This is a genomic window from Streptomyces spiroverticillatus, from assembly GCA_014650415.1.
Classification (GTDB): Bacteria; Actinomycetota; Actinomycetes; order Streptomycetales; family Streptomycetaceae; genus Streptomyces; species Streptomyces spiroverticillatus.
In genome coordinates, this window is sequence record BMUX01000002.1 from 630651 (window position 1) to 646134 (window position 15484).

The 15484-nt window shown below is 72.4% G+C and carries 14 protein-coding genes; 9 read left to right on the forward strand and 5 right to left on the reverse strand.

Features of this window, described 5'->3' with window-relative positions; translation table 11 throughout:
- Window positions 1-200 precede the first annotated feature (200 nt).
- Window positions 201-383 (forward strand): hypothetical protein, encoded by a 183-nt coding sequence (locus IE269_RS07120; protein ID WP_189821872.1) that lies wholly within the window; start codon window positions 201-203, stop codon window positions 381-383.
- An 8-nt stretch (window positions 384-391) separates the two neighbouring features.
- Here IE269_RS07120 and IE269_RS07125 read toward each other — a convergent pair whose 3' ends face one another.
- A complete protein-coding gene (locus tag IE269_RS07125; RefSeq protein ID WP_189821873.1) occupies window positions 392-1186 on the reverse strand; it encodes a site-2 protease family protein in 795 nt (264 codons plus the stop codon).
- A gap of 210 nt (window positions 1187-1396) precedes the next feature.
- Here IE269_RS07125 and IE269_RS07130 point away from each other — a divergent pair, with 210 nt between their 5' ends.
- Window positions 1397-2704, forward strand: a complete 1308-nt coding sequence (locus IE269_RS07130; RefSeq protein WP_189821874.1) for an MFS transporter — start codon at window positions 1397-1399, stop codon at window positions 2702-2704.
- 138 nt (window positions 2705-2842) lie between these two features.
- On the opposite strand, the gene IE269_RS07135 is transcribed toward IE269_RS07130, so the two are convergent.
- Window positions 2843-3076, reverse strand: a complete 234-nt coding sequence (locus IE269_RS07135) for a hypothetical protein (RefSeq protein ID WP_189821875.1) — start codon at window positions 3074-3076, stop codon at window positions 2843-2845.
- Between the two features lie 89 nt (window positions 3077-3165).
- On the opposite strand from IE269_RS07135, the gene map reads away from it, so the two are divergent.
- Both map and IE269_RS07145 read left to right on the forward strand, forming a co-directional pair.
- Entirely contained in the window at window positions 3166-4023 is an 858-nt protein-coding gene (gene map, locus IE269_RS07140; RefSeq protein WP_189821876.1) for a type I methionyl aminopeptidase, read from the forward strand.
- Window positions 4024-4173: 150 nt separating this feature from the next.
- Entirely contained in the window at window positions 4174-4824 is a 651-nt protein-coding gene (locus tag IE269_RS07145; protein WP_189821877.1) for a biliverdin-producing heme oxygenase, read from the forward strand.
- Between the two features lie 63 nt (window positions 4825-4887).
- On the opposite strand, the gene IE269_RS07150 is transcribed toward IE269_RS07145, so the two are convergent.
- From IE269_RS07150 to IE269_RS07160, 3 genes are all read right to left on the reverse strand, one after another.
- Window positions 4888-5544, reverse strand: a complete 657-nt coding sequence (locus IE269_RS07150; RefSeq protein ID WP_189821878.1) for a PhzF family phenazine biosynthesis protein — start codon at window positions 5542-5544, stop codon at window positions 4888-4890.
- Window positions 5545-6473: 929 nt separating this feature from the next.
- Window positions 6474-8117, reverse strand: coding sequence for an HtaA domain-containing protein (locus IE269_RS07155; RefSeq protein WP_189821879.1), 1644 nt, complete (start codon window positions 8115-8117; stop codon window positions 6474-6476).
- Between the two features lie 95 nt (window positions 8118-8212).
- A complete protein-coding gene (locus IE269_RS07160; RefSeq protein ID WP_189821880.1) occupies window positions 8213-9673 on the reverse strand; it encodes an HtaA domain-containing protein in 1461 nt (486 codons plus the stop codon).
- A 161-nt stretch (window positions 9674-9834) separates the two neighbouring features.
- Here IE269_RS07160 and IE269_RS07165 point away from each other — a divergent pair, with 161 nt between their 5' ends.
- From IE269_RS07165 to efeB, 5 genes are all read left to right on the forward strand, one after another.
- A complete protein-coding gene (locus IE269_RS07165) occupies window positions 9835-10875 on the forward strand; it encodes a heme/hemin ABC transporter substrate-binding protein (RefSeq protein WP_229898281.1) in 1041 nt (346 codons plus the stop codon).
- Window positions 10876-10879: 4 nt separating this feature from the next.
- A complete protein-coding gene (locus tag IE269_RS07170) occupies window positions 10880-11983 on the forward strand; it encodes a FecCD family ABC transporter permease (protein ID WP_189821882.1) in 1104 nt (367 codons plus the stop codon).
- Window positions 11980-12834 carry a heme ABC transporter ATP-binding protein gene (locus IE269_RS07175; RefSeq protein WP_189821883.1) on the forward strand — a complete coding sequence of 285 codons (855 nt, stop codon included), beginning with the start codon at window positions 11980-11982 and terminating at the stop codon, window positions 12832-12834. The genes IE269_RS07170 and IE269_RS07175 overlap by 4 nt, the downstream gene beginning before the upstream one ends.
- Before the next feature lie 184 nt (window positions 12835-13018).
- The gene (gene efeO / locus IE269_RS07180; protein ID WP_189821884.1) at window positions 13019-14173 is read left to right on the forward strand and encodes an iron uptake system protein EfeO; all 1155 of its coding nucleotides are present in this window, start codon (window positions 13019-13021) and stop codon (window positions 14171-14173) included.
- Window positions 14174-14217: 44 nt separating this feature from the next.
- Window positions 14218-15471, forward strand: coding sequence for an iron uptake transporter deferrochelatase/peroxidase subunit (gene efeB, locus IE269_RS07185; protein WP_189821885.1), 1254 nt, complete (start codon window positions 14218-14220; stop codon window positions 15469-15471).
- Window positions 15472-15484 lie beyond the last annotated feature (13 nt).

Sequence of the window (15484 nt, forward strand, 5' to 3'; positions counted from 1 at the left end):
CCGATCGCGTCGTGACCGATCGCGTCGTGACCGATCGCGTCGTGACCGATCGCGTCGTGACCGACGTCTCGTGACCGACGTCTCGTGACCGACGTCTCGTGACCGACGTATAGCGCGATCCGGGCATGGGGGACACTGGACGGGTCCGACGAGGACCACGCGTCTTCGTCCGCCGTCCGTCCTGACAGGAGTCGTCCCCCATGCCCCGCCTCGCTCTGTACGCCCTGGTCGTCTGCGCCCTCTCGGTCGTCGCCGCCGTGGTCTCCTTCGTCGAGGGCAACCTGCTCGGGATCGTGTGGATCCTGCTCGCGGGCGTCTCCTCGAACATCGCCTGGTACTACCTGCGCAAGGCCAAGGTCGAGAAGGAAGCCGCAGCCGCCTAGGGCACCGTTCAGGGCGCTGTGCAGACCGGGGCGTCGGCCCGCCAGAACTCGAACAGCTCGCGGCCGCAGGCGGCCTCCAGGTCGTGCACGCCCAGGCCGCCGGTGATCGTGTAGATCAGGTCGAAGAAGACCCGGTTCACCTCCGGCACCCACAGCAGGGCGAAGACGAAGAGCAGGCCGAAGGGCGCGTACGGCTCGATCTGGCGACGGATCTTGTACGAGAGCCAGGGCTCCAGCACCCCGTACCCGTCGAGACCGGGGACCGGCAGGAAGTTGAGCAGCGCCGCCGAGACCTGGAGCAGGGCCAGGAAGGCCAGTGCGTACCGGAAGGGCGTCGGGACGCCGTCCAGTGCGCCCAGCCAGAACGGCGCGGTGCACACGATCGCGAAGAGTACGTTCGTCAGCGGCCCCGCCGCCGAGATCAGGCTGTGCTTCCAGCGGCCCTGGATGCGGCCCCGCTCGATGAAGACCGCCCCGCCGGGCAGGCCGATGCCGCCCATGATCACGAAGATCAGCGGGAGCACGATGCTCAGCACGACGTGCGTGTACTTGAGCGGGTTGAGGGTGAGGTAGCCCTTCGCGCCGATGGTGATGTCCCCGCTGTGCAGGGCGGTGCGGGCGTGCGCGTACTCGTGCAGGCACAGGGAGACGATCCAGGCCGCCACGACGAACAGGAACACGGCGAAGCCGGTGGAGGACGCGAACCCCGTCCAGACGGCCCAGCCGGAGACCGCCATGACGGCGACGATGCCGAGGAAGACCGGGGAGATGCGGCGGTCGCGGCGGCTGATGGCGGTGGTCATGGGGCTCCCAATGGGGCGAGGGGGGCGTGGTGCGGGGCGTCGACCGTACCCGTGCACGGGGTAGAACGCCCGGAACCGGGGCGGGGGTTCCCCACCGGCCCCCTCCCCGCACCGCTGAAGGGGAACGGACGAGCCCGCGGCAAGGGCTTTGGCCCAGGGGCCGCTAAATGGAGTTGCCTCGGGCATTCCGGGCGCGGAACATGGCACCTCGTGTCCCGAAAGCTCTCCTCCCTCCTCCCTGATCTCTCCCCCTGGCGTTCCTCGGCCGATTTCCGGCTGTTGTGGGTGCAGGGGATCGTCGCCTTCTTCGGCAGTTCCATGGCCCTGGTCGCCATGCCGCTCCAGATCGCCCACCTCACCGACTCGCCGCTGGCCGTCGGTGCCATCGGGGCCGTCGAGCTGGTGCCGCTGATCGTCTTCGGGCTGTACGGAGGGGCACTGGCCGACGCCGTCGACCGCAAGCGGATCATCCTGCTGACCGAGGTCGGGCTCGGGGTGCTGGCCGTGGTGCTCCTGGTCAACGCGCTGCTGCCGGAGCCGATGCTGTGGCCGCTGTACGTCGTCGCGGCGGGCGTCGCCGCGCTGTCCGGGCTCCAGCGGCCCGCCCTCGACTCCCTGATGGCCCGCATCGTCCCGCACGACCAGCTCACCGCCGCCGCCGCGCTCAACGCACTGCGCTGGCAGATCGGAGCCATCGCGGGCCCGGCGCTCGCCGGTGTCGTCGTCGCCTATGCCGGGACCCCGACCGCGTACTCCGTCACCGTCGTCGGCTTCGCCACGTCCGTGCTGATGTGCCTGCGGCTCTCCCCCGCGCCCGCGACGAAGGACGCCCAGAAGCCGTCCCTGCGCGGCATAGCGGAAGGTGCGCGCTACGCCTGGAGCAAGCCGGTCCTGCTGGGTACGTACGGGATAGACCTGGCGGCGATGTTCCTCGCCTTCCCGACCGCGATCTTCCCCTTCCTCGCGAAGGACCTGGACGCCGAGTGGGCACTCGGCCTGATGTACGCGGCCATGCCGGTCGGCGCCTGCGTCGTCGGTCTGACCAGCGGCTGGGCATCCAAGGTGCGCCGGCACGGGCGGATGGTCGTGCTGGGCGCCCTGGGCTGGGGCCTGGCGATGGGCGCGGCCGGGCTGACCAGCAACATCTGGCTGGTGCTGCTGTGCATCGCGGTCGCGGGCGGCGGCGACATGATCAGCGGTCTGGGCCGCTCCACCATCTGGAACCAGACCATCCCGGAGGAGCTGCGCGGCCGTCTCGCCGGCATCGAGATCCTCTCGTACAGCTGCGGCCCCCAGCTCGGCCAGGTCCGCGCGGGTGCCGTCGCGAGCTGGACGGGCGTGCGGGGCGCGGTGTGGAGCGGCGGCGCGGCGTGCGTGGTGGCGGTGGGGCTGCTGGCGGCCGTACTGCCGAAGCTCATGTCGTACGACGCGGAGACGGATGAGGATGCGGTGCGGCGGCGGGCGCAGCGGGAGGCGGAGGCGGAGGGGGCCTCGGAGGGGGCTGTGGCGGCGGCTTAGGGAGGGGGCAGGGTGCGGCTCCGCCGGGGGCCGCCCCCTTGCCCGCCCGTTCCGCCCCCGGGGGGCGGCCCCGCCGCCCAAGGGGGCTACGGGGCTGCGCCGCCCAAGGGGGCTACGGGGGCTGCGGGGGCCAGGGGCTCAGCTCTCCGGGGTGCTCGCGGAGCCCCCCTTGTCGTGCCACTTCGGGTCGTTCTCCCACTCCAGGTTGCGCTCGCGGGCGGTCTCCATCGCGTGCTGGGCCTCCTCGCGGGTCGAGTAGGGGCCGAAGCGGTCCTTGGAGGGGCACTGGGGGCCCTCCTCGACGGTCTTGTGCTCCAGGCAGTAGAACCACTCGCCGGGCTTGCCGGTGGTGCGGCGCTTGAACAGGGCCATGACCTTGTACTCCTCGCTTCGGTGCGCGGCGTTCGCGCGCTTGTTTCTGCCGCCATAGTGCCCCCGGAGCGCTGACTACACTCGTCCGCATGTCTGGCCAGTCGCTGCTCGTACCAGGCGAGCTCTCTCCCGTCCGTTCCGTCCCCGGCAACATCCGGCGCCCCGAGTACGTCGGGAAACCCGCGCCGACCCCGTACACAGGGCCCGAGGTCCAGGACTCCGACACGATCGAGCGGATGCGCATCGCGGGCCGCATCGCCGCGCAGGCGATGGAGGAGGCCGCCAAGCACATCGCGCCCGGCGTGACCACCGACGAGCTCGACCGGGTCGCGCACGAGTTCATGCTCGACCACGGGGCGTACCCCTCGACCCTCGGCTACCGGGGCTTCCCCAAGTCGCTGTGCAGCTCGGTCAACGAGGTCATCTGCCACGGCATCCCCGACTCGACCGTCCTCAACGACGGCGACATCGTGAACCTCGACGTGACCGCGTACCTCAACGGCGTGCACGGCGACAACAACGCCACCTACCTCTGCGGCGACGTCGACGAGGAGTCGAAGCTGCTGGTGGAGCGCACCCGCGAGTCCCTCAACCGGGCCATCAAGGCGGTCAAGCCGGGCCGCCAGATCAATGTCATCGGCCGGGTCATCGAGTCGTACGCCAAGCGCTTCGGCTACGGCGTCGTACGGGACTTCACCGGCCACGGCATCTCGACGTCCTTCCACTCCGGCCTGATCGTGCCGCACTACGACAGCCCGCACGCGACGACGGTCATGCAGCCCGGCATGACGTTCACGATCGAGCCGATGCTCACGCTCGGCACGCACGAGTACGACATGTGGGAGGACGGCTGGACGGTCGTCACCAAGGACCGCAAGCGCACCGCCCAGTTCGAGCACACGCTGGTGGTGACGGAGACCGGCGCGGACATCCTCACGCTGCCCTGACCGCTGATCAGCACGGCGGATTTTTTACCGACAGGACGTCGGGAACCGGTTGACTTAGGTAAGCCTAAGCGGCGAAGATCGGTGGTGGCGGGTGCCATCGCTGCCACCACCGTTCTTTCATCCCGTCCCATCTGTCCCCGGAGGTCCGCTTTGGACACCCCCTTCTCCACCCAGATCCGTGTCGCCTCGCACGAGCAGCACACGGAGGCGGAGACCTCGACGTTCATGAGCGACCTCCTCGGCGGCAAGCTCGGCGTGGACGCGTACACGCGCTACACCGAGCAGCTGTGGTTCGTCTACAAGGCCCTTGAGGACGCGGCCCCTTCGCTGGCCGCCGACCCGGTCGCGGGCCCCTTCATACAGCCCGAGCTGATGCGCGTCGCCGAGCTGGAGCGCGACCTGGCGCACCTGCGCGGCGAGAACTGGCGGGACGGCCTCGTCGCCCTCCCCGCCACAGCCGCATACGCGGCACGTGTCACCGAGTGCGCGGCCACCTGGCCCGGGGGTTACGTCGCCCACCACTACACCCGCTACCTCGGCGACCTCTCCGGCGGCCAGATCATCCGCGACAAGGCGGAGAAGACCTGGGGCTTCGAGCGCAAGGGCGACGGCGTGCGCTTCTACGTCTTCGAGGGCGTCTCCAACCCGGCCGCGTTCAAGCGCAACTACCGGGAGCTGCTCGACACCATCGCGGCGGACGAGCTGGAGAAGAAGCGCATCATCGAGGAGTGCAAGAAGGCCTTCGACTTCAACGGGGCGGTCTTCCGTGAGCTGGGTGGCGAATTCCCGCTCAGCGCCTGATTTTTGACAGTACGTCAGTGAAGGGGCCCGCGCCGGGACGGTGCGGGCCCCTTCCGCTTCCCGTTACGGGTGTTCGGCGAAGCGGACCCGGCCGCCCAGCTCGACGATGCCGTCCGGGCCGGGGGCGGTGAGGAGCTGGGAGCCCTTCCCCTGGGTGATGTTGAGGGCGCGGCCGAGCGCGGCGGCGAGCTGGAGGGCGGCGGCGCCGGTCGCCTCGTCCTCGTCGATGCCGTCCCCGCGCCGGGGGAACCCCCGGGCCCGTACCCGCCCGGCGGCCTCGTCCTCCCAGGCCCAGGCGTACAGCCACCCCTCGCCGGGCGGCGGCACGGGCAGCGCGTCGACCTCGGCGGGGGTGGCGTACTGCCGGAGGGTGCGGGGCGGGGCCCAGTCGGCGCGGGCGGTGATCCAGGTGAACTCGCCGTCCTGGCGGGCGAAGACGTCCCCGACGGGCAGCTCCAGGACCTCGATGTCGAGGAGCCAGGCGGCGCCGACGACGGGGTACCCGGCGAAGGGGAGGCGGGTGGAGGGCGTGTAGATGTCGAGGACACCGCGCTCGGGGTCGTCGACGAACACGGTCTCGCTGAGGCCGAGTTCCCGGGCGAGGGCCTGGCGGGCCGCGGGGTCGGGGTGGGTGCGGGGGGCGTCCCGCACGACGCCGAGGGTATTGCCGTGGCGCCCGGCGGGGTCGCAGAAGACGCGGAGGAGGTCGAGGGTGTTCACGGGGGCATTGTGCCGGGCCCCTGCGCGGGGCGCGGGTGGGGTCCCGTGCGGGGTGCGGGCCCCCGTGCGGGGTGCGGGCCCCCGTGCGGGGTGCGGGCCCCCGTGCGGGGTGCGGGCCCCCGTGCGGGGTGCGGGCCCCCGTGCGGGGTGCGGGCCCCCGTGCGGGGTGCGGGCCCCCGTGCGGGGTGCGGGCCCCCGTGCGGGGTGCGGGCCCCCGTGCGGGGTGCGGGCCCCCGTGCGGGGTGCGGGCCCCCGTGCGGGGTGCGGGCCCCCGTGCGGGGTGCGGGCCCCCGTGCGGGGTGCGGGCCCCCGTGCGGGGTGCGGGCCCCCGTGCGGGGTGCGGGCCCCCGTGCGGGGTGCGGGCCCCCGTGCGGGGTGCGGGCCCCCGTGCGGGGTGCGGGCCCCCGTGCGGGGTGCGGGCCCCCGTGCGGGGTGCGGGCCCCCGTGCGGGGTGCGGGCCCCCGTGCGGGGTGCGGGCCCCCGTGCGGGGTGCGGGCCCCCGTGCGGGGTGCGGGCCCCCGTGCGGGGTGCGGGCCCCCGTGCGGGGTGCGGGCCCCCGTGCGGGGTGCGGGCCCCCGTGCGGGGTGCGGGCCCCCGTGCGGGGTGCGGGCCCCCGTGCGGGGTGCGGGCCCCCGTGCGGGGTGCGGGCCCCCGTGCGGGGTGCGGGCCCCCGTGCGGGGTGCGGGCCCCCGTGCGGGGTGCGGGTCGGGTGTTGGTTGCGGTTCCTGCCGGGGGCGCTGCCCCCGGGCCCCCGGTTTCGCCCCGGCCCCGCCCCTTCACCTAAACCCGCGGGGCTGTGAACGGTTCCGTGCGGGTGCGTCGTGGTTGCTCGCGCAGTTCCCCGCGCCCCTGAAAGGCGCGCCGGAAAGCCTGTAGGGCCGCGTCCCGGAGGGAAGGCGCGGCCCTACAGGGTCAGGGGGACCCGGGGATCAGGCCCCGTGGGCCGACTTGCGGCGGGCCGCGAAGACCACCGCACCGCCCGCCACCGCCAACGCCCCCGCCGCACCCAGCAGCGCGCCCGTCGGCGTCGACGACCCGGTCGCCGCCAGGTTGCCCGCGGTGGCCGCACCGCCGACCGAGCCGGCCGACCCGGCCGAGGCGCCGCCCGTCGTGTCCGCACCGCCGACGGAGCCCGCACCACCCGTGGTGCCCGCGCCGCCACCGGTCGTGCCGCCCTCACCGCCGGTGGTGCCCGTACCGCCCGAACCCCCCGGCTCCGGCAGCTGCGCGTCCTTGTCCACCGAGACCGCCACCGTCAGCGGAGCCATCTGCTCCCCCGCCGGGTACATCCCGCCGAACGCCTTCGACCCGTCCGCCGTCAGCTTCGCCGGGACCCCGGCCAGCTTGACGACGCCGTCGACCACGTCCAGCTTGCCCCGGGGCGACAGCTCGGCGATGGTCAGGGCCTTGTACTCGACCGCCTTGCCGGGCTTGTTGTCGGCGGTGCGCTCCTTGGTCGCGACGTCCGCGACCAGGCCCGCCCTGCCGCCCTTCACCTCCACCTTGAAGGCCGAGAAGCTGAGGTCGAGCGCGTAGACGCCGTTCGTCTCGTGGCCCACGAAGCGGATCTTGCCGTCGAAGGCGGCGGAGAGGTCCTGCTTCTCGGCGTCGAAGGCGCCCTTGCCCTTCGGGAAGCGGAACCCGCTGCCGGCCTTGGCCGCACCGCCGGAGAGTTCGGCCTTGCCGTGCGCGATGGGGCCGTTGACGTACTTCAGGAAGCGCTCGTGGACGCCCCAGTCGAGGTTGCCGTCCACGATGGCGCCCTTGACGTCCTCGACCGGCGGCTTCGGGTCGGGCTCGGGGTCCGGCTTCGGGTCCGGGTCGGGCTTCACACCCGGGTCCGGGTCCGGCTTGGGGTCGGGCTTCGGATCCGGCTTGGGGTCCGGCTTCGGGTCGGGCTTGGGGTCCGGGTCCGGCTTCGGGTCCGGCTTGGGATCCGGCTTCGGCTGACCCGTCGGCACCGTCAGCGTCGCCGCGTCGAAGGCCTGCTTCGGGTCGTACATCTTGTTGAAGGCGGCACTGCCCGCCTCCGTCAGCGCGGCCGGCATGTCCTTGAAGACCATGGCGTCCTTGCCCGCGGCGGGCGGCACCATCGTCAGCGTGACCAGCTCGACGTCGTTGCTCACGACCGGCTTGCCGTCCATCGCGGTCGACTTCACGTCGGCGGAGATCGTGCCGCCGGTGCGGGTCGTCTTCACCTTGAGGTCCGACAGCGTGAGGTCCAGCTTGCCGCCGTGCCCGGTGAAGCGGACCGCACCCTCGAGGGTGGTGGTGCTGGCGTGCGTGACCGTGTCGTACGCGGTCCTGCCGCCTCCGAAGGTGAACGCCCCGTTGCCCGCGGCCTGCTTGGCGCCGCCGGAGACCTCGACCTTGCCCTGGGCGATGGGCCCGGTGACGTAGGTGCGGAACTTGGTGAACACGCCCCAGTCCAGGGTCGCGCCCACGATCGGGTCGGCGGCCGGAGCGGCCGCGGTGTCGGCCGCGACGGCGGGGAGGGCGAAGGCGGTGGCGCCGACGGCTGCGGCCGTCGCGACGGCTGCGGCCAGGGTGATGCGGCGGCGGGTGGCTGCCATGGTCGGGGGACTCCTGTCAGACGGATCAGACGGAAAGGAACAGCAGGGAACGGGGGGTTACACGTGCAGGGGGAGAAAGGGGGGAGGCGCGGGCGTCAGCCCTGCGTGCCGCTCCCCCGCCTGCGGACCACGAAGAACGCGGCCCCGGCCAGCACCAGGACGCCCGCGCCGACGGCGGCGTACAGCACGGTGTTCGAGGAAGAGGAGTCGGAGGCCGCGACGGTCTTCGGCTCCGCTGAGGTCTTCTTGTCCGCCGCCGGTGCGGGCGTGGCGGAGGACTTGGTGTCACTGCCCAGGTCGGGCAGCGCGGGCAGCTTCGCCTTGTCGTCGACGGCCACGGCGAGGGACACCGGGTCCATCTCGGTGCCCGCCTTGTACATCGAGCCGAACGCCTTCGCGCCGCCCTCGGTGAGCGTGGCCGGGACCTCGGTCAGGTTGACCAGGCCGTCCTTGGCGTCCAGGGACATGGCCTGGAAGGTGACGAGCGGGACGGCGGTGCTCCGCACGTCCTTCTTCGTCGCCGGGTCCTTGCTCGTGACGTCCGCGACGAGGGTGCCCTTGCCGTCGGCGACCTTCACGCCCACCTTGGCGAGGGTCAGGTCCAGGTGCGCGCCGGAGAAGCGGACGCTGCCCGCGAAGTTCGCGTCGAGGGTCTTCTTCCCGCTGTCGTACGCACCCTTGCCCTGCGGGAAGCGGAACAGCGCCCCGCCGTCCAGCGCGCCCTCGGCGAGGTCCCACTTGCCCTTGGAGATCGGGCCGGTGACGTACTCGCGGAAGGTCCGCCGCACACCCCAGTCCACGGCCGCGTCCCGGATGTCCCCGGAGTCCCCGGCCTCGGGCTTCTTGGCGTCCGGTGCCTTCTCGGGCTGCTTCTGCGAAGCCGGAGCCGGGGCCTTCTCCTCGGACTTCGCGCCCGCCGCCACGTCCGCCGACAGGCTGACCGGGTCGAGCCGCGTGCCGGCCGTGTAATACCCGGCGAAGGCGCTCGCGCCCTGCGAAGTCAGCGTCGCGGGAACGTTGTTGAGGGCGACCGGGCTGCCGCCGCCCTTCATGTTGACGCCGCCGACAGCAAGCGAGGCGAGCGCGATCTGGCGGGAGCGGGTCACCTTGCCGGTGCCCTTGGCCTTGCTCGTCACGTCGGCGAAGAGCGTTCCCGTACCGCCGGATATGCGGACGGTGGGGCGGCTGATCACCAGGTCGAGGTCGTACGAGCCGTCCGGCTTCTGGTGGCCGGTGAAGCGCACCCCGCCGGAGAAGCCGGAGTTGAGGGCCCCGCTGTCCGGGTCGTACGAGCCGCTCGCGGAGTGGAAGCGGAACTGGCTGCCGCCGACGGTCGCGGCGCCGCCCTGGAGCGTGAAGGCGCCCTTGGCGATGGGCCCGGTGACGTAACTCTGGAAGGAGGACTTGATCCCCCAGTCGAGCCTGCCGCCCTGAACGGTGCGCGGTGCCGCGTGGGCGGCCGAGGCCGGGAGCAGTGCTCCCAGTACGGCCGCGACGAGCACGACGGCGTACGCGCGGGCCGGTCTGGACGACCGGGCCGGTCTGGACGGCAGCATGAGGGATCCCTCCGAGGTCTGGCGAGCAAGGTAAGGCTAACCTAAGCTATGCCTGACCTCGTCCGGAACCCATGGGCCCCTCCCGAAGGGCCGGACCAGCGAAACTCCCCCGCCACACCGGCCACTTCGGCCGCCCGGAAACGAACAGGACGGTGCGCTCCGTGCGAACGCCAGCCGTGTCCCCGCACTCCTCACGCCTGGCAGGTGCACTGGTCGCCGTGCTCGCCCTCGCCGTCGCCGCCACGGGTTGCGGCGGTACGACGACGAGCGCGCCCCCCGCGGGAAGCGGCGCGAAGACCAAGGCCGAACAGACCCCCGACCGCGTCGAACCCCTCGCCGCCACCCCGAAGCCGGCCCTCCCGGCGACGGTCGCCTCCGCCGACGGCAAGGAGGTGAAGGTCACGTCCGCCGACCGGATCGTCCCGCTCACCGGCAGCCTCAACGAGATCGTCTTCACCCTCGGCCTCGGCAAGCAGGTCGTCGCCCGCGACATCACCGCCACCTTCGAACAGGCCGAGCACCTCCCGGTGGTGACACGTGCTCACGACGTGTCGGCGGAAAGCGTGCTCTCGCTGAGGCCCACCGTCGTCCTCGCGGACACCACGACCGGCCCGGTGGAGGCCGTCGACCAGATCCGCGACGCGGGCATCCCGCTGGTCGTGGTGAACCCGGCGAAGGAACTCGCCGACGTCGACAAGCGCATCGACGCGGTGGCCGCCGCCCTGGGCGTGAAGCCGGCCGGCGAGGAGCTGAAGAAGCGAACGCAGGCCCGCCTGGCCGCCGTCCAGAAGGACATCCCGAAGCCCGCCGACGGCAAGAAGCCCCGCGTGACCTTCCTCTACCTGCGCGGCTCGGCCTCGGTCTACCTGCTGGGCGGGCGGGACTCCGGGGCGAGTTCGCTGCTGGAGGCGGCGGGCGCGATCGACGCGGGCAAGGACTCGGGCCTGGCCAAGGACTTCACCGCGATCACCAGCGAGGCGCTGGTGAAGGCCGCCCCCGACGCGATCCTCGTCATGTCCAAGGGCCTCGAATCCGTCAACGGCGTGGACGGCCTCCTCAAGGTCCCGGGCGTCGCCGAGACCCCGGCGGGCCTGGACCGCCGCATCGTCTCCGTCCCCGACGGCGTGCTGCTCAACTACGGCCCCCGCACGGACCAGGTCCTGAAGTCCCTGGTCGACCAGCTCTACCCCAAGGACAAGTGACCCGGTGACCGCAACGACAACCTCCGGCACGGAGCGGGCGGACACCACCGCCCCGGCCGCCGGGCCCCCCGCGAAGGGCCGCCGCGGCACCACCTTCACCCTCACCACCGGGCTCGCCGTCGCCCTCTTCGTCCTCGCCCTCGTCTCGGCCGGGCTCGGGACGTACCACATCTCGCCCGGCGACGTCCTGGCCTCCGTGCAGCACCGGATCGGGCTCGGCGGCGCACCGCTGGACCGGGTCGGCGAGAGCGTGCTGTGGAACATCCGGCTGCCCCGCGTCGTCCTCGCCCTCCTCGTCGGCGGCTCGCTCGGCTGCGCGGGCGCGCTCATGCAGGGCGTGTTCGGCAACCCCCTGGCGGAGCCCGGCGTCATCGGCATCTCCGCCGGTGCGGCGGTCGGCGCGGTGGCGTCGATCGCGCTGGGGCTGAGCTTCTTCGGGAACTGGACGGTGACCTTCTGCGCGTTCGTCGCGGGCCTGGGCACCGTGCTGCTCGTGTACGTCCTGTCCCGGTCGGGCGGCAAGACCGAAGTGGTCACGCTGATCCTCACCGGCATCGCGGTGAACGCCTTCGCCGGTGCGCTGATCGGCCTCGCCATCTTCTTCGCGGACAACGCGCAGATCACCCAGATCACCTTCTGGCAGCTCGGCTCCCTCGCCCAGGCCACCTGGCCCAAGGTCCTCGCCGTCCTCCCCTGCGCCCTGCTCGGCCTGCTCGTCGCCCCCTTCTACGCCCGCAAGCTGGACCTCCTCGCCCTCGGCGAGCGCCCGGCCCGCCACCTGGGCGTGGACGTCGAGAAGATGCGGATGGCGCTGGTGCTGGTGGTGGCGCTGCTGACCGCCGCCGCCGTGGCCGTCGCCGGCATCATCACCTTCGTCGGGCTGCTCGTCCCGCACCTGCTGCGCATGGCCAACGGCCCCGGCCACCGCTTCCTGGTCCCCGGCAGCGCACTGGGCGGCGCGATCGTCCTGCTCGCGGGCGACCTCGCGGCCCGTACGGTCGCCAACCCGGCCGAACTCCCCCTCGGCGTCCTCACCGCCCTCTTCGGCAGCCCGTTCTTCTTCTGGCTCCTGCGCCGGACCCGTCGCAAGCAAGGTGGTTGGGCATGAGCGCCTGGAAGTCGCTGTTCTCGTCCGGGCGTTCGCGCACGCTCCCCGCTCCCCTGCCCCCGGGCGCCGCCGCGATCGAGGTGTCCGGACTGCACGTACGCCTCGGCGGGCGCGAGGTGCTGGCCGGGATCGACCTGACCGCCCGCGCCGGTGAGGTCCTCGCCCTCGTCGGGCCCAACGGGGCGGGCAAGTCCACCCTGCTGGCCGCCGTCGCCGCCGACCTGGCCGCGACGGAAGGGACGGTACGCATCGACGGGCGTCCGGTCGGCGAGTGGACCGCCCCCGAGCTGGCCGTGCGCCGGTCCGTGCTTCCGCAGTCGGCCGCGCTGTCGTTCCCGTTCCCGGTCGAGGACGTCGTACGGATGGGCCGTGCGCCCTGGGCGGGCACCCCGCAGGAGGACGAGGACGACCTCGCCGTGGCCGGGGCCATGGCCGCCACCGAGGTCACCGCGTTCGGGCCGCGCCCCTTCAGTGCGCTGTCCGGCGGCGAGCGGGCCCGGGTCGCGCTGGCCCGCGTACTGGCCCAGCGCGCACCCGTACTCCTCCTCGACGAACCGACCGCCGCCCTCGACCTGCGCCACCAGGAACTGGTCCTGCGGATCTGCCGGGAGCGGGCGGCGGCCGGGGACGCGGTCGTGGTCGTACTCCACGACCTGGGGCTCGCGGCGGCGTACGCGGACCGGGCGGCCGTGCTGCACGGCGGGCGGATCGCCGCCTGCGGCCCGCCCGCCGAGGTGTTCGGCGAGGAGCTGCTCTCCCGGGTCTACCGGCAGCCGGTCGAGGTGCTCCCGCACCCGCACACGGGCACCCCGCTGGTGATCCCCAGGAGGACCGCACTCACGACGATTTGACCTCCTCTTGACCCGGCGACGGGGCGGCCATGGGACTCCCGTGACCGCCCCGTATTCATGGGGCGAAGGTGAGATCTGAATCACTGCACGGGCGGCGATCGGAGGAGTAAGGGGCGCTTAACTTAGGTAAGCCTCAGTAGACCTGTGGGCCTCGTAGATCTTTCACCCCGCGTGGAGTCCCCTTATGCGTCCCCTCCGTCTCACCGTCGTGACCGCGGCCGCCGCCGCGACCGTCCTGGCCGCCATGACCGGCTGCACCCAGAAGAGCAAAGACATGAAGGGCGACGGGGGCAGCGGCGCGATCCAGGTCGTCGCCAAGGACGACTCCTGCGAGGTGTCGAAGAAGGAGTTCCCGGCCGGCAAGATCGAACTGGCCGTGGAGAACAAGGGCTCCAAGGTCACCGAGGTGTACGTCCTGTTCCCCGACGACCGCATCGTCACCGAGCGCGAGAACATCGGCCCCGGCACCAAGGCCGACCTCACCGCCGAGATCAAGGCCGGTTCGTACGAGATCGCCTGCAAGCCCGGCATGAAGGGCGACGGCATCCGCCAGAAGATCACCGTGACCGGCGGCGGCGCGGCCGCCCAGCGCAGCCCGGAGAAGGACACCGCGGTCGCCGCGTACCGCACCTACGTGCGCGAGCAGGCCGAGCAGACCCTTCCCAAGGCGCAGGTGTTCGCCGACGCGGTGAAGGCGGGCGACCTGGAGGCCGCGAAGAAGGCGTACGCGCCCTCGCGCATCGGCTGGGAGCGCACGGAGCCGGTCGCCGAGTCGTTCGGCGACATCGACCCGATGGTCGACCTGCGCGAGGACGGCGTCGAGGAGTCCGGCAAGCCGTGGACCGGCTGGCACCGCCTGGAGAAGGCGCTGTGGCAGGACAAGAAGATCGGCGACGAGGAGAAGAAGCTCGCCGACACCCTGATGAAGGACCTCAACACCTGGGTGAAGAAGGTCGGCACCGCCGAGATCACCCCCTCCTCCATGGCCAACGGCGCCAAGGAACTCCTCGACGAGGTCGCCACCGGCAAGGTCACCGGTGAGGAGGAGCGCTACAGCCACACCGACCTGGTCGACTTCAAGGCGAACGTCGAGGGCGCGGAGAAGGCGTACACGCTGCTCAAGCCGATCACCTCGAAGACCGACCCGAAGCTGACGGAGTCCCTCGACAAGCAGTTCGCCGCGCTGAACAAGCTGCTCGACAAGCACCGCCCGAACACCTCCTCGTACGAGTTCACCTCCTACGACAAGGTCTCCAAGGCGGACCGCAAGGAGCTCTCGGACGGCGTGAACGCGCTCGCGGAGCCGCTGTCGAAGCTCGCGGCCGCAGTCACCAAGTGAGCGGCCGCAGTCACCAGGCAACACGTGCGGAAGAAGGCGGTCCGATGACCGAAGAAGTCAACTCCCCCTCCCCGTCCCGTCGTTCGGTGATCGGCTGGGGCGGGGTCGGGCTCGCACTCGGCGCCGCCGCGGCGGGCGGGACCGCCGTCGTGCTGACCCGCTCCACCGACGAGGACGCCCCGGAGACCGCCGCGTCCGGCGGTGCGGCCGTGCCCTTCCACGGCCCGCACCAGGCGGGGATCGCCACGGCCGTCCCGGACCGGCTGCACTTCGCCGCGTTCGACGTGACGACCAAGGACCGGGCGGAGCTCGTCCAGTTGCTGAAGGACTGGACGGCGGCGGCCGCCCGGCTGACGGCCGGCCACGCGGTCGGCGAGGGCGCGTACGGCGGCCAGCCGGAGGCCCCGCCGGACGACACCGGCGAGGCGCTCGGCCTCAAGCCGTCGCGGCTCACGCTGACGATCGGCTTCGGGCCGTCCCTCTTCGACGGCCGCTTCGGGCTGAAGGACAAGCGGCCGGCGGCCCTGGTCGACCTGCCGAAGTTCCCCGGCGACAACCTGGATGCGGCGCGCAGCGGCGGCGACCTGTGCGTGCAGGCGTGCGCCGACGACCCCCAGGTCGCCGTCCACGCCATCCGCAACCTGGCCCGCATCGGCTTCGGCAAGGTCGCCGTGCGCTGGTCGCAGCTGGGCTTCGGCAAGACGTCCTCGACGACGCCGGACGCGCAGACCCCTCGTAACCTCTTCGGTTTCAAGGACGGCACCCGCAACATCGCGGGCACCGACGACGCCTCGCTCGACAAGCACGTGTGGGCGTCGGAGAAGGACGGGGCGGCCTGGATGGCGGGCGGCTCCTACCTGGTGGCCCGGCGCATCCGGATGAACATCGAGACCTGGGACCGCACCTCGCTCCAGGAGCAGGAGGACGTCTTCGGCCGCGACAAGGGCGAGGGTGCGGCGGTCGGCAAGTCCAAGGAGCACGACGAGCCCCTGCTGAAGGCGATGCTGCCGACCTCGCACGTGCGCCTGGCCCACCCGGACTCCAACTCCGGGGCGCGGATGCTGCGCCGGGGCTACTCCTTCACCGACGGCACGGACGGCCTCGGCCGCCTCGACGCCGGACTGTTCTTCCTGGCCTACCAGCGCGACGCACGGGACGCCTTCATCCCCGTACAGCGCAATCTGGCGCGCTCCGACGCGCTCAACGAATACATCCAGCACGTGGGTTCGGCGCATTTCGCCGTCCCGCCGGGCGTCCGGGACAAGGACGACTGGTGGGGCCGGGCGCTGTTCTCGTAGAGCTTCACCGAAG